The sequence below is a fragment of the Streptomyces sp. NPDC053665 genome (genome assembly GCF_055585285.1).
Window position 1 is genome coordinate 410,809 of sequence record NZ_JBVJKK010000007.1, and the last position, 19,698, is coordinate 430,506.

General features: G+C 72.5%; 24 protein-coding genes and 1 pseudogene. 6 read left to right on the top strand and 19 right to left on the bottom strand.

The window, feature by feature from the left end; genetic code table 11:
• Window positions 1-40: 40 nt before the first annotated feature.
• From ACZ6ZN_RS27690 to ACZ6ZN_RS27700, 3 genes and pseudogenes are all read right to left on the bottom strand, one after another.
• Window positions 41-697 carry a hypothetical protein gene (locus tag ACZ6ZN_RS27690; protein ID WP_398110863.1) on the bottom strand — a complete coding sequence of 219 codons (657 nt, stop codon included), beginning with the start codon at window positions 695-697 and terminating at the stop codon, window positions 41-43.
• An 85-nt stretch (window positions 698-782) separates the two neighbouring features.
• Window positions 783-1,415 (bottom strand): helix-turn-helix domain-containing protein, encoded by a 633-nt coding sequence (locus ACZ6ZN_RS27695; protein WP_469650395.1) that lies wholly within the window; start codon window positions 1,413-1,415, stop codon window positions 783-785.
• A gap of 172 nt (window positions 1,416-1,587) precedes the next feature.
• Window positions 1,588-1,824, bottom strand: a pseudogene (locus tag ACZ6ZN_RS27700) (methyltransferase domain-containing protein); the annotation flags it as partial.
• Window positions 1,825-1,932: 108 nt separating this feature from the next.
• On the opposite strand from ACZ6ZN_RS27700, the gene ACZ6ZN_RS27705 reads away from it, so the two are divergent.
• The 3 genes from ACZ6ZN_RS27705 to ACZ6ZN_RS27715 are packed head-to-tail and all read left to right on the top strand — an operon-like array spanning window position 1,933 to window position 4,297.
• Window positions 1,933-2,475, top strand: coding sequence for a DUF2269 family protein (locus tag ACZ6ZN_RS27705; RefSeq protein ID WP_469650396.1), 543 nt, complete (start codon window positions 1,933-1,935; stop codon window positions 2,473-2,475).
• Window positions 2,476-2,523: 48 nt separating this feature from the next.
• The gene (locus ACZ6ZN_RS27710; RefSeq protein WP_398110861.1) at window positions 2,524-3,111 is read left to right on the top strand and encodes a TetR/AcrR family transcriptional regulator; all 588 of its coding nucleotides are present in this window, start codon (window positions 2,524-2,526) and stop codon (window positions 3,109-3,111) included.
• 4 nt (window positions 3,112-3,115) lie between these two features.
• A complete protein-coding gene (locus ACZ6ZN_RS27715) occupies window positions 3,116-4,297 on the top strand; it encodes a GDSL-type esterase/lipase family protein (protein WP_469650398.1) in 1,182 nt (393 codons plus the stop codon).
• 31 nt (window positions 4,298-4,328) lie between these two features.
• Here ACZ6ZN_RS27715 and ACZ6ZN_RS27720 read toward each other — a convergent pair whose 3' ends face one another.
• From ACZ6ZN_RS27720 to ACZ6ZN_RS27740, 5 genes are all read right to left on the bottom strand, one after another.
• The gene (locus ACZ6ZN_RS27720) at window positions 4,329-6,350 is read right to left on the bottom strand and encodes a HelD family protein (protein WP_469650400.1); all 2,022 of its coding nucleotides are present in this window, start codon (window positions 6,348-6,350) and stop codon (window positions 4,329-4,331) included.
• Window positions 6,351-6,391: 41 nt separating this feature from the next.
• Window positions 6,392-7,027: a TetR family transcriptional regulator gene (locus ACZ6ZN_RS27725; RefSeq protein ID WP_469650402.1), complete on the bottom strand. Its 636-nt coding sequence runs from the start codon at window positions 7,025-7,027 to the stop codon at window positions 6,392-6,394.
• 24 nt (window positions 7,028-7,051) lie between these two features.
• On the bottom strand, window positions 7,052-8,116 hold the full coding sequence (locus tag ACZ6ZN_RS27730; protein ID WP_469650404.1) for a phosphotransferase: 1,065 nt from the start codon (window positions 8,114-8,116) through the stop codon (window positions 7,052-7,054).
• A gap of 219 nt (window positions 8,117-8,335) precedes the next feature.
• On the bottom strand, window positions 8,336-9,049 hold the full coding sequence (locus tag ACZ6ZN_RS27735; protein WP_469650406.1) for an HAD family hydrolase: 714 nt from the start codon (window positions 9,047-9,049) through the stop codon (window positions 8,336-8,338).
• A 29-nt stretch (window positions 9,050-9,078) separates the two neighbouring features.
• Window positions 9,079-9,960 carry a GntR family transcriptional regulator gene (locus tag ACZ6ZN_RS27740; protein ID WP_451876829.1) on the bottom strand — a complete coding sequence of 294 codons (882 nt, stop codon included), beginning with the start codon at window positions 9,958-9,960 and terminating at the stop codon, window positions 9,079-9,081.
• A 237-nt stretch (window positions 9,961-10,197) separates the two neighbouring features.
• On the opposite strand from ACZ6ZN_RS27740, the gene ACZ6ZN_RS27745 reads away from it, so the two are divergent.
• A complete protein-coding gene (locus tag ACZ6ZN_RS27745) occupies window positions 10,198-10,386 on the top strand; it encodes a hypothetical protein (protein WP_469650409.1) in 189 nt (62 codons plus the stop codon).
• Between the two features lie 36 nt (window positions 10,387-10,422).
• Here ACZ6ZN_RS27745 and ACZ6ZN_RS27750 read toward each other — a convergent pair whose 3' ends face one another.
• The 3 genes from ACZ6ZN_RS27750 to ACZ6ZN_RS27760 all read right to left on the bottom strand — a co-directional run bounded on the left by ACZ6ZN_RS27750 (window position 10,423) and on the right by ACZ6ZN_RS27760 (window position 13,575).
• A complete protein-coding gene (locus tag ACZ6ZN_RS27750) occupies window positions 10,423-11,346 on the bottom strand; it encodes a FadR/GntR family transcriptional regulator (RefSeq protein WP_451876830.1) in 924 nt (307 codons plus the stop codon).
• 258 nt (window positions 11,347-11,604) lie between these two features.
• Complete coding sequence (locus tag ACZ6ZN_RS27755) at window positions 11,605-12,867, bottom strand: GNAT family N-acetyltransferase (RefSeq protein WP_469650413.1); 1,263 nt, start codon at window positions 12,865-12,867, stop codon at window positions 11,605-11,607.
• Window positions 12,868-12,942: 75 nt separating this feature from the next.
• Window positions 12,943-13,575: an RsiG family protein gene (locus tag ACZ6ZN_RS27760; protein ID WP_451876832.1), complete on the bottom strand. Its 633-nt coding sequence runs from the start codon at window positions 13,573-13,575 to the stop codon at window positions 12,943-12,945.
• A 210-nt stretch (window positions 13,576-13,785) separates the two neighbouring features.
• On the opposite strand from ACZ6ZN_RS27760, the gene dtd reads away from it, so the two are divergent.
• Complete coding sequence (gene dtd, locus ACZ6ZN_RS27765; protein ID WP_398110850.1) at window positions 13,786-14,211, top strand: D-aminoacyl-tRNA deacylase; 426 nt, start codon at window positions 13,786-13,788, stop codon at window positions 14,209-14,211.
• 19 nt (window positions 14,212-14,230) lie between these two features.
• Here the strand turns inward: dtd and ygfZ are convergent, their stop codons facing one another.
• From ygfZ to ACZ6ZN_RS27780, 3 genes are all read right to left on the bottom strand, one after another.
• Window positions 14,231-15,196, bottom strand: a complete 966-nt coding sequence (gene ygfZ, locus ACZ6ZN_RS27770; protein ID WP_398110849.1) for a CAF17-like 4Fe-4S cluster assembly/insertion protein YgfZ — start codon at window positions 15,194-15,196, stop codon at window positions 14,231-14,233.
• 10 nt (window positions 15,197-15,206) lie between these two features.
• Window positions 15,207-15,644, bottom strand: coding sequence for a Fur family transcriptional regulator (locus tag ACZ6ZN_RS27775; protein ID WP_369194710.1), 438 nt, complete (start codon window positions 15,642-15,644; stop codon window positions 15,207-15,209).
• 67 nt (window positions 15,645-15,711) lie between these two features.
• Window positions 15,712-16,287: a heme-binding beta-barrel domain-containing protein gene (locus tag ACZ6ZN_RS27780; protein ID WP_398110848.1), complete on the bottom strand. Its 576-nt coding sequence runs from the start codon at window positions 16,285-16,287 to the stop codon at window positions 15,712-15,714.
• Between the two features lie 204 nt (window positions 16,288-16,491).
• Here ACZ6ZN_RS27780 and ACZ6ZN_RS27785 point away from each other — a divergent pair, with 204 nt between their 5' ends.
• Window positions 16,492-16,854 carry a DsrE family protein gene (locus ACZ6ZN_RS27785; RefSeq protein ID WP_333935212.1) on the top strand — a complete coding sequence of 121 codons (363 nt, stop codon included), beginning with the start codon at window positions 16,492-16,494 and terminating at the stop codon, window positions 16,852-16,854.
• Window positions 16,855-16,899: 45 nt separating this feature from the next.
• Here ACZ6ZN_RS27785 and ACZ6ZN_RS27790 read toward each other — a convergent pair whose 3' ends face one another.
• The 5 genes from ACZ6ZN_RS27790 to ACZ6ZN_RS27810 all read right to left on the bottom strand — a co-directional run bounded on the left by ACZ6ZN_RS27790 (window position 16,900) and on the right by ACZ6ZN_RS27810 (window position 19,591).
• Window positions 16,900-17,160, bottom strand: coding sequence for a DUF3099 domain-containing protein (locus ACZ6ZN_RS27790; RefSeq protein ID WP_398110847.1), 261 nt, complete (start codon window positions 17,158-17,160; stop codon window positions 16,900-16,902).
• 95 nt (window positions 17,161-17,255) lie between these two features.
• On the bottom strand, window positions 17,256-17,543 hold the full coding sequence (locus ACZ6ZN_RS27795) for a DUF1416 domain-containing protein (RefSeq protein WP_398110846.1): 288 nt from the start codon (window positions 17,541-17,543) through the stop codon (window positions 17,256-17,258).
• Window positions 17,544-17,586: 43 nt separating this feature from the next.
• Window positions 17,587-18,432: a sulfurtransferase gene (locus ACZ6ZN_RS27800; RefSeq protein ID WP_398110845.1), complete on the bottom strand. Its 846-nt coding sequence runs from the start codon at window positions 18,430-18,432 to the stop codon at window positions 17,587-17,589.
• A 137-nt stretch (window positions 18,433-18,569) separates the two neighbouring features.
• Window positions 18,570-18,650 (bottom strand): Ms5788A family Cys-rich leader peptide, encoded by an 81-nt coding sequence (locus ACZ6ZN_RS27805; protein WP_350751515.1) that lies wholly within the window; start codon window positions 18,648-18,650, stop codon window positions 18,570-18,572.
• A gap of 203 nt (window positions 18,651-18,853) precedes the next feature.
• Window positions 18,854-19,591 (bottom strand): LmeA family phospholipid-binding protein, encoded by a 738-nt coding sequence (locus ACZ6ZN_RS27810; RefSeq protein WP_469650434.1) that lies wholly within the window; start codon window positions 19,589-19,591, stop codon window positions 18,854-18,856.
• Between the last annotated feature and the right edge of the window lie 107 nt (window positions 19,592-19,698).

Sequence of the window (19,698 nt, forward strand, 5' to 3'; positions counted from 1 at the left end):
GACACCCCCAGGGTGCCCGGCCCGCGTCGGCGGCTGCGGCTCACTTGGCCGGCGGCGTCGTCTTCTTCGCCGTGGCGGGCTTGCGCACCGGGGTCTTCTTGGCGGCGGGCGTCTTCTTCGCCGCGGCGGCCTTGGCCTCGGAGGCGATGACCTGCGCGGGCTTGGCCGGCTCCTCCTTGACCTCGACCGGCTCGCGCTTCGGCTCGACCGCGATCGCCAGCTCCTCGACGCCCTCGGCGACGTCCTCGATGCTGTCGGCGGCCTCCCCGCGCCAGGTGCGCACGGCCTGCTCGCCGTGCTCGGCGACCTTCTCGTAGGTCTCGCGGGCCTTGACGGCGTACTCGGCGGCCACGCCGACACCGCGCAGCGCGAGGTCCTGGGCGCTCTCGCCGAGCTTCTTCAGGTCCGCGTCCAGGTTGCTGCCGAGCTTCTTGATGTCGACGGAGCCGAGGAACCCGGTGACCTTGCTCTGCAGGCTCTCCTGCGTCTCCTTGACGCGGGCGGAGGCCTTCTCCTGGACGGCCCTGGTGTCGGTGTTGCGTACGGCCTCGAACCGCGCGGGGGCCTCGGAGCGCAGCTGGTCCACCAGGGCGGGCACCTTCTTGGCCTGCTGGAAGGCGAGGTCGGCGGTGCCCGCGGCGAAGTAGAGCGGGGTCGGGTCGCTGAGGGTCTTGCGCAGGTCGTCGGTGATGGCCATGGTGATGGTCCTCCCGGATTCTGTGTCGCTTCGAGGGTTCGCTGAGGGTGTGATCCGCAGGGGGCGGCCGGTGCCCTGGTCCGGCTCAGCCGGCCGTCTGCTGCGGGTCGGTGTCGCTGCCGGCGGTCGTACCGCCGTCGGTGCTGCGGGGGCGGCGGGCGCGTGCGCCGCCGGTCGTACGGGCGGAGGCACCGCTGTCGTCGGCGCGTCTGCGCCGCCCCGGGGAACGGCCGCCACCGCCCGCCGGTATGTCGCCGTCGCCGTCGCCGCGGGGCGGGTCCGCCTCCGTCGCCGCCTCGGCCGGGCCGTCGCCGTCCACGACGCCGAGCACCGCGGACCCGCCGGGCACGGTGCCGCCGTCGCCACCCGTGAACCCGTTCTCCTTGCGGAAGGACTCGTAGATCTGCAGCAGCACCTGCTTCTGCCGTTCGTTCAGCGTCGGGTCGGCGAGGATGACGGCACGCGTCTCCACCTCGTCCCGGTCGCGCTCGGCGTCGAGGATGCCGGCCCGGACGTACAGCGTCTCGGCGGAGATGCGCAGGGCCTTGGCGACCTGCTGGAGCACCTCCGCGCTCGGCTTGCGCAGGCCGCGCTCGATCTGGCTCAGGTACGGGTTGGACACCCCGGCGGCATCGGCGAGCTGCCGCAGCGACAGCTGCGCGTTGCGCCGCTGCTCGCGCAGATAGTCACCGAGATTGCCGACGTTGAGCGTTGCCATGCCCTCACAGTGCCCCACCTCGCTAACTATTGCAAGCACCTGCTTGCAAAAGTGCGCCACACCACGCCGGGGCCTCAGCATGGCCCTGCCACGGCCACCACGCGTCCGCGTGCTCAGCCCTCCGGCCGGTGCGCCAGGAACGTGCCCGTCCTTCGGGTCGACGGGCCCTCCGCGACAGGTCGACGCCGAACACCGTGACGCCGAGGGCGGCCAGGTGGGCCGTCACCTTTCCCGGGCCGCAGCCCAGGTCGGCGACCGGGCCCCGGGCCCGCACCAGATCGGCGAAGGCCGCCGGCATCGCACGGGACACCGGGTCCAGGGACTGCGGCCGCGGCACCCGCTCGGCGTAGGCCCGGGCGACGGTGTCGTAGGAGTGCCGGACGGCGGCGAGGTAGGAGGGCTCGGTCATGCCGTGACGGTAGGGGACGGCGCGCGCGGCGCGTACGCCGATCCCGGTATGCCGGGATACTCCCGCCGCCGGACGCCCCCGGCGGCGGCGCACGGCAGCGTGGTTCGCATGGACACCGCCCCGAAGCCGGCCCGCAGGCCCAGCCCGGCGCCGACACTTTCCCGTCCCGCCCGCCGGGCCCTGCTCTGCGTGCACGTCGTCGCCTCCGCCGGCTGGCTCGGCCTGACGCTCGGGCTGCTCGCGCTCGGGGCCACCGCGGCCACCACCGGCTCGTCCGCGACCGTGGAGGCCTGCGTGCGGACCATGAAGCTCTTCGCGGACTGGCTGCTGCTGCCCGCCGCGCTGCTCACCCTGCTGAGCGGACTGGTGCTGTCGCTGGGCACGAAGTGGGGCCTGGCCCGGTACCGGTGGGTGTACACGAAGTTCTGGCTGACCCTCGGCACGGTCACCGCCACGGTCCTCGCGCTGCGCCCCGGCATGGACTCCGCGGTCGCCGCCGTCACCGCGGGCGGACCGCTGCCGGACGCCGGTGACGTGCTGTTCGGCCCGGTCGTGTCGCTGTCCGCCTACGTCTTCATGACGGTGGTCTCCGTCCTCAAGCCCTGGGGGAAGACCCGCCGCGGCGGCCGAGAGCAGAAGCCATTTGCCTAAAAGCTTTAGGCAGGGGCACACTCTCTTCAGGTAGAGAGGAGAGCGCTGATGGTGCGTGTGGGACTGACGCCGGAGCGGCTGACCGAGGCGGGCGCCGAGCTGGCCGACGAGGTCGGCTTCGAGCAGGTCACCGTCTCGGCACTGGCCCGGCGGTTCGACGTCAAGGTCGCGAGCCTGTACTCGCACGTGCGCAACTCCCAGGACCTGAAGACCCGGATCGCCCTGCTCGCCCTGACGGAACTGGCCGACCGGGCCGCCGAGGCCCTGGCCGGACGCTCCGGCAAGGACGCCCTGACCGCCCTCGCCGACGTCTACCGCGACTACGCCCGGGAGCACCCCGGCCGCTACGCGGCGGCCCAGCTGCGACTGGACCCGCAGACGGCGGCCGCGAGCGCCGGCGTCCGGCACGCCCGGATGACCCGGGCGCTGCTGCGCGGCTACGACCTGACGGAACCGGACCAGACCCACGCGGTCCGGCTCCTGGGCAGCGTCTTCCACGGCTACGTGAGCCTGGAACTGGGCGGCGGGTTCAGCCACAGCGCCCCCGACACCGACGCGACCTGGGCCCGGATCCTCGACGCCCTCGACACGCTGCTGCGCAACTGGCCCGCGCCCCCTACGGATCCCCGAGGCTGACACGATGCACACCGAGCACGACTGGATCACCACGCCGATCACCGCCGCCCTGCTGCGCGGCGCCCTCGACCTGGAGCGCACCGAGCACGGCCTGCTGCCGCACCGGCTGCCCGCCCGGGCCCGCGCCCAGAACACCGACGCCCAGCTGGCGATGGCCGAGGCCCAGCCCTCCGGCGTACGGCTGGCGTTCCGTACCTCCGCGACCGCCGTCGAGCTGGACACGCTGCGCACCAAGCGCGACTACACCGGCTTCCCCGACCGCCCGGACGGCCGGTACGACCTGCTGGTCGACGGCCGCCCGGCCGGCCAGGCCTGCGGGAGCGGCGGCAACCGCCTCCTGGTCGACCTGGAGACCGGGCGGAGCGAGGTCACGCACGGCCCGGTCGGCACGGTCCGTTTCGACGGACTGCGCGAGGGCGAGAAGGACGTCGAGATCTGGCTGCCGCACAACGAGACCACCGAACTCGTCGCCCTGCGCACCGACGCGCCCGTGGAGCCGCTGCCGGACCGGGGCCGCCGGGTGTGGCTGCACCACGGCAGCTCGATCAGCCACGGGTCCGACGCGGCCGGCCCCACGGCCATCTGGCCGGCGATCGCCGCGTCGCTCGGCGGGGTGGAGCTGATCAACCTCGGCCTGGGCGGCAGCGCGATGCTCGACCCGTTCACGGCACGCGCCATGCGGGACACCCCGGCCGACCTCATCAGCGTCAAGATCGGGATCAACATCGTCAACCACGACGTGATGCGGCGGCGCGCCTTCGGCCCGGCCGTGCACGGGTTCCTGGACACCATCCGCGAGGGGCACCCGGACACCCCGCTGCTGCTGGTCTCCCCCATCCACTGCGCCCTCCACGAGGACACCCCCGGCCCGACCGCCCCGGACGTCGAGGAGCTCGGCAAGGGCCGCATGGCGTTCGCCGCCATGGGCGACCCGGCCGAGACGGCGATGGGCAAGCTGACCCTCTCCGCGATCCGCGAGGAGCTGTCCCGCATCGCCGCCCGGCGCGCCGCCGAGGACCCCCACCTGCACTACCTGGACGGCCTCACCCTCTACGGCGCCTCCGACGCGGCCGAGCTGCCCCTGCCCGACCACGTCCACCCCGACGCGGCCACCCACCGGCGCATCGGCGAACGCTTCGCCGAAGCGGCCTTCGGGCCGAAGGGCGCGTTCGCGGAGCAGGACTGACGGCACAGCGCCGAGCGGAGCGGAGCGTCCGTCACGACCCGAACGGCAGCGGCCTGCTGCGCACCACCTCCAGGCGCGACACCGCCCGGGTCAGCACCACGTACAGGCGGTGCAGACCGCGCTCCTCCGCCTCGGCGACGGCCGCCGGTTCGACCGCCACGACGTGGTCGTACTCCAGGCCCTTGACCAGCCGCGCGGGCACCAGGGAGACCCGTGCGCCGAGTGCGTCCGGGCCGGCCGCCGCGACCCCGGCCGCCTCCAGGGCCGCCCGCACGCGGGGCAGGTCCGCGTCCGCAGCGACGATCCCGACCGACCCCTCCCGCCCCAGTGCGTCCCGCACCGCGTCCACGACGGCCCCGGGCACGCCGTCCGCGGTGGTCCGCCGCTCCGTCAGCTCCCCGTCACCGCGCAGGGAACGCGCCGCCGGCACGTCCACGTCCAGCCGCTCCAGCAGCCGGTTGGTGAGCCCGACGACCGCCTTCGGCACCCGGAACCCGGTCGTCAGCTCGATCACCGGCGCTTCCGGTTTCCCGAGGTGCGCGAGGACCGTCCGCCAGGACCGCGCGGCCCACGGCGTCGTGCCCTGCGCCAGGTCGCCCAGCACCGTCAGGGACCCGAAGCGGGCCCGGCGGGCGATGGCCCGGCACTCCATCGGCGACAGGTCCTGCGCCTCGTCCACGACGACGTGCCCGTAACCCTCGGGGTGACCGATCAGCCCGGCCACCTCGTCGAGCAGCACCAGGTCGGCCTCCGACCAGCGGGCCGACTTCCACGACCGGGGCGGCCGGGCCCACAGCAGCGCCCGCTGCTCACCGGCGTCGAGCAGCCCGTCGGCGGCGGCCGCCAGCGCGTCCGGGTCACCGAGCAGTCCGGCCAGCACCTCCTCGGGGCGCACCCGCGGCCAGACGGCGTCGACGTACGCGGACACCGGCCGGGCCCGTTCCACGCGGCGCACCCAGGCGTTGGTGGGCGGCCCGGCCCGCCGCTCGGCCTGCTCCCGCAGCGACCGCACGATCCTGGCCCGGACCCGCTCCCGTCCGACCTCGTAGGGCGGTTCCTCCGCGCGCACCCCGGCCACGATCCGTGCCAGCTCCGCCTCCGGCACCCGCCACCGGTAGGAGCCGTCCGGCACGGCCAGCGGCCCGGCCCCCTCGGGACGCACGCGCGCGTACAGCGCCCGCCGCAGCACCTCGGCCGTGCGGGCGTCGTGCTTGACCGCGGCCGCGGCGGCGTCGTCGGTGCCGCGCACGGGGCAGCGCGCGATCTCCTCGGTCAGGGTCGACTGCCGCACCCCGCTCTCCCCGAGGGCGGGGAGCACCTCCGCGATGTACGACAGGAACGTGCGGTTGGGCCCGAGGATCAGCAGGCCGCCCCGCCGGATGCGCTGCGGGTGGGTGTAGAGCAGATACGCGGCCCGGTGCAGTCCGACGGCGGTCTTGCCGGTGCCGGGAGCCCCCTGGACGCACACCGACACCGCCAGGCCGGCGCGGACGAGGTCGTCCTGCTCGGGCTGGATGGTGGCGGCGATGTCCCGCATGGGGCCGACGCGGGGCCGTTCGATCTCGCGGGCGACGATCTCGCTGGACCGGGTCTCCCCCCGCGCCAGGTGCTCGTCCTCCAGGCCGGTCAGGTCGCCGGAGTCGCCCCGGCTGCCCGGCGCCCAGCCGAACCGGCGGCGCACGGCGACGCCCTGGGGGTCGCGGGCCGAGGCCTGGTAGAAGGCGCGCGAGACGGGTGCGCGCCAGTCGACCACCAGGGGCGGCTCGGCCGGGTGCTCGGAGATCCGCAGCCGCCCGATGTGCAGCCGCCCCTCCTCGCCGTGCAGCGCACCGAAGAACAGCGGCCCCTCGGGCAACTCCCGCAGGGCCTTGGCCCGGCTGCGCAGCCGGTACCCGAGGACCTCGGCGTCGGCCCCGGACGCGGAGACGTCCTCTCCGGCGACGACCTGCTCGCCGGCGCCCTCGACCATGGCCGCCAGGGCGGCACGGCAGCGTTCGTGGTGGGCGCGTTCGCGGTCGAGGACGTGCTGCAGGGCGGGCTCGGTCGACGTCATGCCGCCGAGCCTACGCCAAAAACGTAACCGAGTTAAATAAGTTACCTGGTATCGGCCATGACGCGGTCCCGGAGGTGGGGCGGCATGGCCTCGGCCAGCCGCCCGAACGCGCGCCGCGCCGCCGCCACCGCGTCCGGGCGCACCTGCGCCACGGACTCGCCGGCCGCGATCCGCCGCCAGTTCTCCAGCGCGAGCACCCGCAGCACGGCCATGATCTGCCCGGCCGCGAGCCGCGCGTCGAGGTCACCGCCCAGCGCGTCGGCGAGCGCCGCCTCCGACCGCTCCTGGTGGCCGTGGGCGCGGGCGACGAGGGAGGGCGTGCCGTACAGCAGCGCGTGGAAGGCCAGCACGTCCGGGTGGCCGTTGAGCCCGGTCACCGGGTCCTCCCGGTCCAGTCCCTCGAGGAAGTGCCGCCGCAGCGCCGCCACGGGCGGCTCCTGCGCCGCCCGCACCACGCGCGCGGCCTCGCCCTCGTGGTCGGCGATCCGGTGCAGCACCAGATCCTCCTTGGCGGGGAAGTACCGGAACAGCGTCGGCTTGGAGATCTCCGCCGCGGCGGCCACCTCGGCGACGGACACCGCGTCGAACCCCTTCTCCAGGAAGAGCCGGACGGCGATGTCCGACACGACGCGGTACATCCGCTGCTTCTTGCGCTCACGCAGGCCGGGCTCGCTCATGGGAGGGAGCCTATGCACTCCGCGTCAGTACACGTCCGGCGCGGCCGGCAGGGAGTGTTCGCCCGGCGCGGCCCGCCCGTCCTCGTGCCAGCGGACCAGGGCCGCCGCGATCCGGGCACGGCTCGGCACCTGCGTCAGCCCCAGCGGTGGCGCGGCGGCGGTCAGGATCCTCCGCAGCCGTCCGGCCGCGTCGGGCAGCGCCACCCGGTCGAATCCGCCCGCCTCCCGCAAGGACAGTGCCACCCGGATCACGTCGGTGAACACGGACTGCGCCCGCTTGAAGTCCAGCAGCAGCGGCAGGTCCTCCTCCCAGCCGTTCGAGGCGCCCGGCGCGCACCGCTCGACGACCCGCCGCCAGCCGGCGACGATGCGACGCTCCTGGTCGGCGGGGTAGCGCATCAGGTACAGGTGGGTGGCCAGGTCGTACAGAGGATCGCCCGGCATCGCCAGTTCCCAGTCGATGGCCCAGAGCCGCCCCGCGGGGTCGAGGATCAGGTTCTCCCGGTGCAGGTCGGCGTGGAGCAGGCAGAAGCCCCGCCGCCGCAGCCCGAGCACGTGCTTCCTGAGCCGGCTGAACGATTCGTCCGAGAGACCGAGCGCGTGGAAGAGCCCGGCGAAGGCCGGTGCGTTCCTCGCGTACACCCGCTCCTCGACGAAGACGATCAAGCGCTCCAGGAAGCCGTCGCTGTCCCCGTCCTCGGCCCGGTCGTCGTCCTCGCACCGTCGCTCGACGTCGAGCATGTCCGGGGTGACCCGGACCAGGTCGCCGAAGAGGTCCAGGATCTGCTCGCACGCGGACCCGGGGACGCGTCGCCCCGGACGGCGCAGTTCCCCGAGCGTGCGTCCCTCGATGAAGGCCTGGAGGGGCATGCCGCCCACGTCGACGACGTCCGGGACGCGGCTGACGTGCGGGCGCAGGGCCGTGAGCAGCTCCTCCTCCGACCGGAAGCACCTCCGGTCGAACCAAAGGATCTCGGCCCGCGGCTCACGGAACTTCACGGCGCGCGTCCCGCCCGGCGGAGCGAGCACGTAGGTCTCGTGGTGGTAGCCCTTGAGCGGGCCCCGGACCAGGCTCGGGTCGCCGCTCATCCCCTCTGCTCGTCGTCGAGCACCGGTGACCGACGGGGATGTCATGTGCTGGTTCAGCCTGTTCCGGTGGTGCCGACGGGGTGGGAGGGGACGCAATCTACTCCCGCGGGCCGCGCCCGCGAGGGAGAACCGGGCAGGTGGGACCGGGTTCCCCCGGTGTGAGCTAACCGGCGCACACCTGAACGGCGGTGGAGGCGGCGGCGCGAGGCACCGCCCGGCTCAGCCGCGCAGCAGGCGCAGCAGCGTCTCCAGGGTTCCCACCACCGTCCCGGCCCCGGCCGCCCTCAGCTTCTTGGCCTTCTCCTCGGTGCGCGCGTAGCCCAGGAACGGCACGCCCGCCCGTCGCGCCGCCAGGTGGTCGGAGGGGGTGTCACCGATCATCAGGGCGTCCGCCGGGGCCGCCCCCATCGCGTTCAGCGCCCGGTTCAGGCAGTGCGGGTCGGGCTTGAGGTGCCGCAGTTCCTCGGTCCGGCCGTAGAGGTGCGGGGCGAAGCAGTCGGCCAGGCCGCGGCTCTCCAGGTAGGTGCGGGCCGCTCGGGGCGAGTTGTTCGTGGTGACCGCCGGCCGGGACCCGATCGCCGTCCAGGTGCGGATCAGTGGGTCGGCGTACGCGGTGGGCATCGCCGAGGCCGTCGCCCGCAGTTCCTCCTGGGTCAGGCGCTCCTCCAGCTCGGCGACGAGGTCGCTGCCGGGGTGCCTGCGGTCCACGGCGCGCAGCACCACCTGGGGGTCGAGGGAGGCGCGCTCGGCGTCGGTGAGAAGGCCGTGCAGCCCCCGGCCCTCCAGCCAGGAGACGAGATCGCCGGCGACGCGTTCCGCCGAATGCCCGGCGAACAGACGGCAGATGGGCCCGTCGAAGTCCCACAGCACCACACGGGCGCGTGCGATCAGCCTACGGAGCACGTCCGGATCGTTCCCGGTCTCGATCGTCACCGAACCAGTCTGCTGCGTATCGGAAGTCACTAGGAGAGTGTCAGGTCCGTGGTGATGGTTTCCCAGAGGGCGTCGAACCACTTCTGGGATTCCTCCACGAACGCCGCGTCCCGCCGGCCGGCCCGCCGGGCGAAGGAGAACAGCAGGGACCTCGACCCGAGGACGTCGTACATGTCCAGCGTCCGGCTCCCCCACTCCTCCTCGCGCCTGGTCAGCATGTAGTAGCCCATCAGGGCCTCCTCCCCGTTGAGGAGGTACAGCTTCACCGGCGGGGTGAACGGCAGTGCCCGGAAGCGGACATGGACGTCCATGCCGTGCGTGGAGCGCAGGGAAAGCAGGTTGTGCTGCAGCACCTGGCCCTGGGCGTTGCGCATGGCCAGCCAGCGCTGATGGACGGAGTCGTCCTCGCCGTGCGACTCGACCGGGACCGGGAAGGCCAGTTCGATGTCCCGGGACGGGACCAGGATGCGCACGTCGATCGACTCGGGGCGGATCCGGCCCTCGTGGATCAGGCGGAGCGGCTCACCGAGGGCGACCATCAGCGTCTCCGCGGTGTGGCAGACGACGTCCACGCGGACGGTCCGCGCCGAGAACGCCTCGGTCAGCCGCGGGGCCAGTCCCACCATGGTCGGCTGGGGCTCGTCGCGGTCCGGGGCCGGCTCGGCGATCCTCGGCGGACTGCCCTTGCTGACGTTGGTGAGCAGTCCGTCCTCCTGGAGCGCCCGCAGGGCCTGGCGCACGGTTCCCCGCTCCACGCCGAACTCCTCGGCGAGTTCGGCCTGGGTGGGGAGCCGGTCCCCCGCCCTCAGCTCCCCGGCGCGGATGCGTTCCCGCAGGATGCCGGCGATCTCCTGCGGCGAGGCCCGCCTGCTGCTGCCGTTCACTGCGACGTTCTCCTGGGTCACGACCAAACGCTACAACCCTGATCCATCTGACGGGAGTTGTCGGGAAGTTGTTTATATCCGGTCACCAAGTGGGGACAACTTCAGCATAGTTGGTTGCCAACTTGAGCGAGTTGGCGGAAGTTTTGCTTCCGACGTTCGCCCGCACCGCCTGGTACCGCCCCGCACCACCCGGCACCACCCGGTACCGCCCGCACCCTCTCGCCTCCCACCCTCCCGCCCCGGAAGCCCGAAGGGGGAAAGAACATGCCTGCCCTCGCCCTCCTCTCCGCGGTCCTCGTCGTGACCTTCGAGCAACTCGTCCAGTGGAAGTACGGACCGGCGGGCATCGTCGGCCTCCTCCTGCTCACCGTCGGCATCAAGGCCAAGAGCCCGGCGGTCAGCTCCGCGGGAGCCGTCGTGCTCGCACTGCTCATGACGGGACCCGCCCTGTGAACCAGCGCACCGCGCACGGCACCACCGGGGGAGACGTCAGCCGCCGAGCGCCAGCTCCGAACTGATCGTCTCCCACAGCGCGTCGAACCACAGGTGCGACTGCTCCACGAACGTCGTGTCGCGCGGCCCGGCCCCCTGCCGGAACGAGAACAGCATCGACCGGGTGCCCTGGGCGTCGTACATCTCCAACTGCTCCCGGCCGATCTCGGCCTCCCGGCGCGTCAGCGTGTAGTAGGCGAACAGCGCCTCCCTGCCGTTGAGCAGGTACAGCTTCACCGGCGGCGTGAACGGCAGCGCGCGGAAGGTGACGCGGACGTCGATGCCGTGCGTGGAGCGCAGGGCCAGCAGGTTGTGCCGCAGGACCTGGCCCTGGGCGTTGCGCATGGTCAGCCACCGGTCGTGCACCAGGTCGTCGCCGCGCGGCCCGGCGACCGGCACCGGGAAGGCGAGGTCGATGTCCCGGCTCGGCAGCAGCACCCGGACGTCGACCCTGGCCGGTTTCAGCCGGCCGGCGTGGATCTCCCGCAGTGGCTCACCGATGGCGAGCGTGAGGGAGACGGAGGTCAGGCACACCGCGTCGATCTCCACGTGCTCGGCGGCGAAGGCGCGCGCGATCCGGGGCGCGAGCGTCACCGTCGTGGGCAGCGGCGGGGCCTCGGGCCCGCCGGTCAGGGCCCGGGCGGGATCGGGAGCCACCCTCGCCGGGCTGCCCTTGGAGACATGGGTGAGCAACTGCTCGGACTGGAGCACGCGCAGCGCCTGGCGCACCACCCCGCGCTCGACGCCGAACTCCTCGGCCAGCCGCGCCTGGGTGGGCATGCGCGCACCCGGCGTCAACGCCCCCGACCTGATGCGGGCGCGCAACGCGTCGGCCACCTCGTGATGTGTCCGCTGTGGCCGTTGCGACCTCTTCCGCCCAGTGGCGGAGTCGTGTTCCGGGTCCACAACTGCACCGTACAACTTCCCGCCATCTTGCGGCAGTTCACGGAAAGGTGGTTATGAGCCGCTTCCAGGCGGAGATAAGTACAGTGAAGTTGGCAGCCAACTTCCGCGACCTGGTCGGACCTTGAGACGGTTGGCCGGCGCGACATCGCCGCGGGACTCCCCTCCGGAGGGGAGCCGGGAGCCCCGGACGGCCGGAGGAAGACACGGCACGACCACCACAACCGAACAGCTCGCTACGGATGCGGGTCCTGTCCGCCGGCAGAAGGGAGCGGCTCAGAACATGTCCGGGCACCACGGCCGCCTGGACGTACGCAGCAGGGCGTCGGCCTTCCGGGCGGCGCCCGCTCGTTCTTCCCCGACCCGCCCCAGAGCCGCCAGCCGCACCGCCGACTCGTCCCCGAGCCACAGCGCCGCCAACTCCCCCAGACCCAGCGCCAGATCGGCGCTCTCGGTGGTCGGCGTGCAGGACGCCCCGCCGGTACCGGCCTCCAGCCGGTAGCGCCCGCCGGTCAGCCCGTCCACCCCGGCGACCTCCAGCACCAGCGCGCCCTCGCCCTCGTACGTCCGCGCCTCCAGGGCCCGTTCGACGTCGAGGATGCGCACCCACAACCAGTCGGACTGCGTCGTGAGGGCGGCCGCCCGCGGGTTGGGCAGCAGCAGCGGAAGCAGGTCGTCCGGGGCGCGCCAGCCGCTCTTGACCGTGACGACCCAGTCGATGGAGCACAGGTAGTGCCACAGGGCCCGCTCCGCCCGCGGGGTCACGCCGGTCAGCCAGTCCACGCTCGCCGTGTTCAACGGCTGCTTGGCGTCACCCCAGTGGTCGTCCACCCGGTAGACGGCGATGCCCTCCACCTCGCCCGACGCCGAGCGGTACACGGCGTAGAAGGGCGTCTTCCACGACGGGTCGGCGCGCAGGGCGCCCGTGTTCACCTTCCACCAGTGCTCGTCGCGGTCGATGGCGCCGGGCCGGGTGCGGCACAGCCGCTCGTGGAGCTCCGGTCCGAGCTTGCGCACATCCTCGCCGTCCACCAGGTCGATCCGGCCGCCGTCCGCCGGGCCCGCCCATCGGGCGTCCACCCCGGCCCGCGGCACGTCGACGGTCCACTCGGCCGTCCAGGTCGCCGGGCCGAAACCGAACCGGCCGTAGATCGGGTACTCGGCGGCGATCAGGGTCGCGACGACGTCCCCCCGCTCCTTCGCGGCCGCCAGGTCCTGCGCCATCATCCGGGAGAGCAGACCCCGCCGCCGGTGGGTCGCCGTCACGGTGACGCCCGAGACGGCGTCGGCCGGGACGCTCGCCCCGCCGACGGCCGTGAGCCGCTGGTCGAAGGAGCGGAAGGTCGCCACGCACCGGTCCCGGTCGAAGGCCCCCAGGTACCGCCCGGGGACGAACACCCGGCGCCGCGCCTCCACCTCCTCCTCCGACAGAGCCTGCGCCCGCAGGAAGCCGGTGCCCACGGCGCGCTGCCAGGCGGTGAACTCGGTCTCCGTGATCGGGCGTACGTCGATGCCGTCGGCGCGGTCGAGGGAGGTCATGGACCCACGCTAGGCGGCGGGCCGGCCGGTGTCGTGCGAATATCCGACCGGCCCTCCCGGTCACTCCCCCGAAGCTCAGGCCAGCAGGTCGTCCACGTGTGCCTCGCCCTCGCGGTACCGGCGGGCGATCTCCGTGCTGCACTCGTCGGCGGTGCGCTGCAGCCGGCGGCGGCGGCGCGACACCTGCTGCTCGTAGCGCTCCAGGCGCCCGATGCCCGTGGTCAGCTCCGGGTCGGTGCGCGCACCCAGGTCGGACAGCTCGACCTCGCCGAGCATCTCGGCGGCCAGCCGCCGGTACTCCTCGCCCTGCGGCGCGCCCACCGTCAGGTGCCGGGCCGAGGAACGGCTGGAGGCCGGGGCGTCGCGCAGGATCTCCGCGAGCCGCTCGACGACGGAGGCCTCCGGGGGCGCGGCGACACACGCCGCGCCCTCCGGCGCACGCCGGTCCAGCTCCGCGCGCAGGATGTCGATCCGGCCCTGGAGCAGCCGCCGCACGTAACTGAGGTCGGCCTCGTCGCGCTGGGCCTCGCGGCGCAGCGCGCGCAGCTCGGCCAGGCTCAGCGCGGTCAGGTCGCGCGCGGGGGTGTCCGAAGGCAGCCGCGGGCTGTCCGTGCGCTGGACGGGCGGCCGGTGGTACTCCGGCGCCCCGACCCCCGTGTACGTCGACCAGGCAGCGCCCGGGTACTGCCCGGTGCTCGATGTGCTCATGTGCCTCGACCGTCCCCTCGACCGGATGTGAATGCATCGTGCCACCCCGACTGGCCGCTATGGGAACGAGTGCCCCCGATAGACCCCAGATGGGCGGTTAAGCAGCAAAATACGTCCGTGCGCTGCCTGTTGGCGCCCGCGCAAACCACTCTTTCGAGCCATGCGCCAACCGCGTGAGGCGGGAAAGTCACCGCCCTGCATGATGGACGCATGCGAGCAGTGGTGCAGAGGGTGGACGGCGCGAGCGTCGTCGTGGACGGCGAGAGCGTGGGCGCGATCGAGGGCGAGGGACTGTGCGTCCTGGTCGGCGTCACGCACGAGGACACCAAGGAGAAGGCCGCGCAGCTGGCCCGCAAGCTGTGGTCGATCCGCCTGCTGCACGACGAGAAGTCGTGCAGCGACACGGGCGCCCCCCTGCTGGTGATCAGCCAGTTCACCCTCTACGGGGACGCCCGCAAGGGCCGCCGCCCCACGTGGAACGCGGCCGCCCCGGGCGATGTCGCCGAGCCCCTCGTCGACGAGGTGGTGGCGCAGTTGCGCTCCCTCGGGGCGACGGTGGAGACGGGCCGGTTCGGGGCGGCGATGCGTGTATCACTGACCAACGACGGCCCGTTCACCGTGCTGATCGAAATCTGACCCGAAAGATCTACAAGTCCTACGGCTCGACGACGACTTCCTGGGCGGCCGCCGTGTCCCCCGCGACCAGCGGGGCGTCCACCGCCACGTTTCGCTTCACCAGGGCCAGGGCCACCGGACCGAGCTCGTGGTGACGCGCGGAGGTCGTGATGAAGCCGATCTTCCGGCCGTCGGGGGTGTCCTCGGCGAGCCGCAGCTCGGTGCCGGCCGGCGGCAGGTGCACCTCGCTGCCGTCCAGGTGCAGGAAGACCAGGCGGCGCGGCGGCTTGCCCAGGTTCTGCACCCGGGCGACCGTCTCCTGGCCCCGGTAGCAGCCCTTCTGCAGGTGCACGGCCGAGCCGATCCAGCCCAGCTCGTGCGGGATCGTGCGGTGGTCGGTCTCGAAGCCGAGCCGGGGCCGGTGCTGCTCCACGCGCAGGGCCTCGTGGGCGAGGATCCCGGCGGGCGGCCCGGACCGCTCGGCGTAGGCCTCCAGGTCGGCGCGCGGCAGGAACAGGTCCCGGCCGTAGGGGGTCTCCCGGACGACCGCGCCCTCGGGCACCTCGGCGATGGAGCCGGCCGGGAGGTGCACGACCGCGATGTCACCGGTGCGGTCGGCGACCTCGACGCGGTAGAAGAACTTCATCGACTCCAGGTAGGCGATCAGCGCCTCCTGGGTGCCCGGCTCCACGTGGGCCCAGACCGTCGTGCCGTCGTCGACGAGGTACAGGGCGTGCTCGATGTGGCCGTTCGCCGAGAGGATCAGCGCCTCGGTCGCCCGGCCCGCCGGGAGGTCGCTGACGTGCTGGGTGAGCAGCAGGTGCAGCCACGCCAGCCGGTCGTCGCCGGTGACGGTGACGACCCCGCGGTGCGAGAGATCGACGAAGCCGGTGCCGTCGGCGAGGGCGCGCTGCTCGCGGAACAGGTCGCCGTAGTGGGCGGCGACGCCTTCGTCCACGCCCTCGGCGGGGACGGCGCCGGGCAGGGTCAGCAGAGGGCTCTTCATGTCCGTAAGCCTACGACTCGGTAGTTGAAGCCTTGAGGGTGCAGTCCTCGCAGCGGCCGAAGATCGCGAAGTGCTTCAGGTCGGTGTCGAACCCGAAGGTCTGCCGCAGCTGCGCCGTGAACTCCGCCGCGACGGACACGTCCGCCTCGATCACGTTCTGGCAGTCCCGGCAGACCAGGTGGAGATGGTGGTGCCGGTCGGCCAGGTGGTAGGTCGGCGCCCCGTGGCCCAGGTGGGCGTGGCTGACCAGGCCCAGTTCCTCCAGGAGCTCCAGCGTCCGGTAGACGGTCGAGATGTTGACCCCCGACGCCGTCTTCCGCACTTCCACGAGGATGTCGTCGGGGGTCGCGTGCTCCAGGGTGTCCACGGCTTCGAGCACGAGTTGCCGCTGCGGGGTCAGCCGGTAGCCGCGCTGCCGCAGATCACTCTTCCAGTCGGTGCTCACCACACCCCAGAGTCTAGGCGGACTCGCACCGGACCGGACGGGGAAGCCGTCCGGCCGCTCGGCGAGGCGCCTACTTGAAGAAGGCGATGCCGTCGTCCGGCATGTCGTCGGGCAGGGCCTTCGCCCAGCGCTCGACCTCCTCCGGCGTGACGACCTTCTTCAGGTGCGCCGACATGTAGGGGCGCAGCTCGACCTCGGGGGTCTGCTTCTCGCCGACCCACATCAGGTCGCTCTTGACGTAGCCGTACAGCCGCTTGCCGCCGGTGTAGGGCTGGGCGGAGGCCGTGCGGGCCACCGCGTCCGTGACGAGGTCGATCTGCGGCTTCTTGTCGGCCAGCTCGCCGTACCAGATCTCGATGACGCCGTCGTCGCGGGTCATCGTGACCTCGACCTTGCGGTCGGCGTCGATGCGCCAGTAGCCGTGCTCGGACTCCAGGGGGCGGACCTTGTTGCCGTCGTTGTCCAGCACCCAGGTGTGCGAGCGGTACTCCAGGAAGTCCCGGCCGTCGTGGGTGAAGGCGACCTCCTGACCGAAGTTGCACTTCTCGGAGCCGGGGAAGTCGTGCACGCCGGCGCCCGCCCAGTTGCCGAGCAGGAAGGCGAGCGGGACGAGGTCCTTGTGGAGGTCGGACGGGATCTCGATCATGGGAACTTCCTAGACGGGGGTCAGCGCTGGCCCTGGTACAGCTTCTTCACGGTCAGTCCGGCGAAGGCGAGGACGCCGACGGCGACCAGGACCAACAGGATTTCGAAGAAAAGCTCCACGGGGTGCTCCTTGAGCGGGGGTGCGAACGGTTGCACAGGGCCGAGGCCAGCTTACGCGGGCCCTGTGCGCACTACGATTCCGGCTATGGCGAACAAGCTGGTGATCAAGGTGACGGCGGGGGCCGACGCCCCCGAGCGGTGCTCCCAGGCGTTCACGGTGGCGGCGGTGGCCGTCGCCAGCGGCGTCGAGGTCTCCCTGTGGCTGACCGGGGAGTCCGCCTGGTTCGCCCTGCCCGGCCGGGCCGCCGAGTTCGAGCTGCCGCACGCCGCCCCGCTGCCGGACCTGCTGGACTCGATCCTCGCGGCCGGCCGCGTCACCCTGTGCACGCAGTGCGCCGCCCGCCGGGACATCACGGAGAAGGACGTGCTGGAGGGCGTACGGATCGCGGGCGCGCAGGTCTTCGTCCAGGAGGCGATGGCCGACGGCACGCAGGCCCTCGTCTACTGAGAGACGCCCGTGGCCCCGGCGCGGAGCCGCAGGGGCGCGGGTCGCTCACCTCGGGCGCTTCCTGCCGTCCAGTTCGTCCCACCAGTCGTCGGACTGCGGGTCGCCCGAGGGGTCGTCCCACCAGCGGTCCTCCGGGCCGCGCCGGTTCGCGACCATGGCCGCCACGGGCGGGATGACCATCGCGACGACGCACATCCCGACGGCCACGGGGACGGACCACAGCCGCACGACACCCCAGGCCAGGACGAAGAGGCCGATGCACAGGCCCATCATCGCGAAGTACGTCCGCCGCCTCCGTGCGTACATGACTCCAGCGTAGGTCCGGGCGCGCCGAAGGGCCGCACCCCAGGCGTCCAACCCGGTGGGTGCGGCCCCTCGTGAGGGCTCTCGCCCTCCCGCCGTCAGACGGCGATCGCGACCTCGGCCAGGCCGCCCTGCTGGGCGACGACCGTGCGGTCGGCGCTGGCGCCGGGCACGAGGGCACGGACGGTCCAGGTGCCCTCGGCCGCGTAGAAGCGGAACTGTCCGGTCGCCGAGGTCGGCACCTCGGCCGTGAACTCGCCGGTCGAGTCCAGCAGGCGGACGTAGCCCACCACGGGCTCGCCGTCCTTGGTCACCTGACCCTGGATGGTGGTCTCACCGGGCTTGATCGTCGAGGCGTCGGGGCCGCCGGCCTTCGCACCGCACATGTCGTACTCCTGAAGGGGGTCTGGAAAGGTCGGTCGGGTTCGCTTACTTCGCAGCGCCGAGCTCGATCGGCACGCCCACGAGGGAGCCGTACTCGGTCCAGGAGCCGTCGTAGTTCTTGACGTTCTGGACGCCGAGCAGCTCGTGCAGCACGAACCAGGTCAGCGCGGAGCGCTCACCGATGCGGCAGTAGGCGATGGTGTCCTTGGCCAGGTCGACGCTCTCCGCCTCGTAGAGGGCCTTGAGCTCCTCGTCCGACTTGAAGGTGCCGTCGTCGTTGGCGTTCTTCGACCACGGGATGTTCCGGGCGCTCGGCACGTGGCCGGGGCGCTGGGACTGCTCCTGCGGCAGGTGGGCCGGGGCGAGCAGCTTGCCGGAGAACTCGTCGGGCGAGCGCACGTCGACCAGGTTCTGCGCGCCGATCGCGGCGACGACGTCGTCGCGGAAGGCGCGGATGGAGGTGTCCTGGGCCTTGGCCTTGTAGTCCGTCTTCGGACGCTCCGGCACCTCGTCGCCGGGGACCAGCTCGCGGGCGTCGAGCTCCCACTTCTTGCGGCCGCCGTCGAGAAGCTTCACGTTCTCGTGGCCGTACAGCTTGAAGTACCAGTACGCGTAGGAGGCGAACCAGTTGTTGTTGCCGCCGTAGAGGACGACGGTGTGGTCGTTGGCGATGCCCTTCTCCGACAGGAGCTTCTCGAAGCCCTCCTGGTCGACGAAGTCACGGCGGACCGGGTCCTGGAGGTCCTGGGTCCAGTCGATGCGGATCGCGTTCTTGATGTGGTTCTTGTCGTACGCGGACGTGTCCTCGTCCACCTCGACGATCGCGATGTCCGTGTCGTCCAGGTGCTCCTGAAGCCAGTCGGCGTCTACCAGGACGTCGCTGCGGCTCATGCTCTTTCTCCTCCGGGGCAGTTACGGCGGGGCGTGCGAGGTCTGCGGGCGCGCGTCCGTGTCGGGGGCGGCGCACGGGTGCCCTTGATGCAGGGCGGCGGGGATGCGCGCACCGGCGAGCAGGCCGGCGCGGTCGCTCAGAAGGGGCGACAGAGCATGGCGGCGACGCGGCACAGGTCTACTGCCCGCCGCTTCGTGAGATCCGCCTGTCGCTTCATGGCCTCGATCGTAAGGACGGCAGGGCGGCCATGTCACCGGCGTGTCGCATGCTGAGACGGGATGATCCGCGATGTGGGATCAGTGAGCCGTCGAGCCGCTCGCCGCACCGGTTCCGCCCGGCCGGTCCGTCCGGCGCATCTGCGCTGCGGACGCCGCCGTCTCGCCCACCGGACAGCCCTGGTGGAAAGGGAGTGCCGGTCCCCTACCCGGCGAGCCGGACGTCGGAACCCTTCACCGAGATCTCCACGCCGTCGGGGGCGGCCTGGACCTTGTCGAGCTCGATGTCGCCGGGGAGGCCGTCGATCTTCTGCTGGAAGTCGGTGATGGTGCGCACCCGGTTCTCCGCGAGGTTCACCCCGGCGAACTTCGGCAGGCCGTCGGCCTTCACGCGCACGGTCCCGTCCACCACCGTCACCGTGCTGAGCACGGCGACCGGCTCGGGCAGCTTGGTGCCGAGGACGGTGGCCTCGACGGCCACCTTGATCTTGCCGTTGCCGCCGTCGGAGAGGCCGACGACGTTGGCGGTGACGCCCGGGGCGATCTGCGTGGGCTCGACCTTCGCGGTCTTCAGCAACTCGTCGTAGGCGATGGTCGCCGTGCCGGTGGCGGTGGCCGCGGTGGCGGAGCTGTAGTCGCCGGAGAACTCGACGCCCTTCATGTCGGCCTGGAGGTCGTCGATGCGGACGGTGCGGCCGCCGTCGCCCGCAGCGGCCTCGTAGTTCTCGATGCCCACCTCGACGTCGTCGAGGGAGCCGCCGACGACCTGTGTGAGGAACGGGAAGCCGTTGATGCTCACGTCCGGGGTCGAGGACAGGTTCTCGGACGACTTCAGACGGTCGGCGACCTCGTCCTCGGCGAAGTTGACCGCGAGGCGGTCGGCGATCACGAACAGGCCGCCCAGGACCACGACGAAGATCAGCAGTATTCGCAGTGCGCGCATGCGGTGTTTCCCCCACCTAGGCGGTTGTGACGGCGTCCCTCGACGACCGGGCGGCCGTCCCTGGCGTGAGCGTAACTCCGCGGGCAAGGGCGGCCGCCGAATTGTCG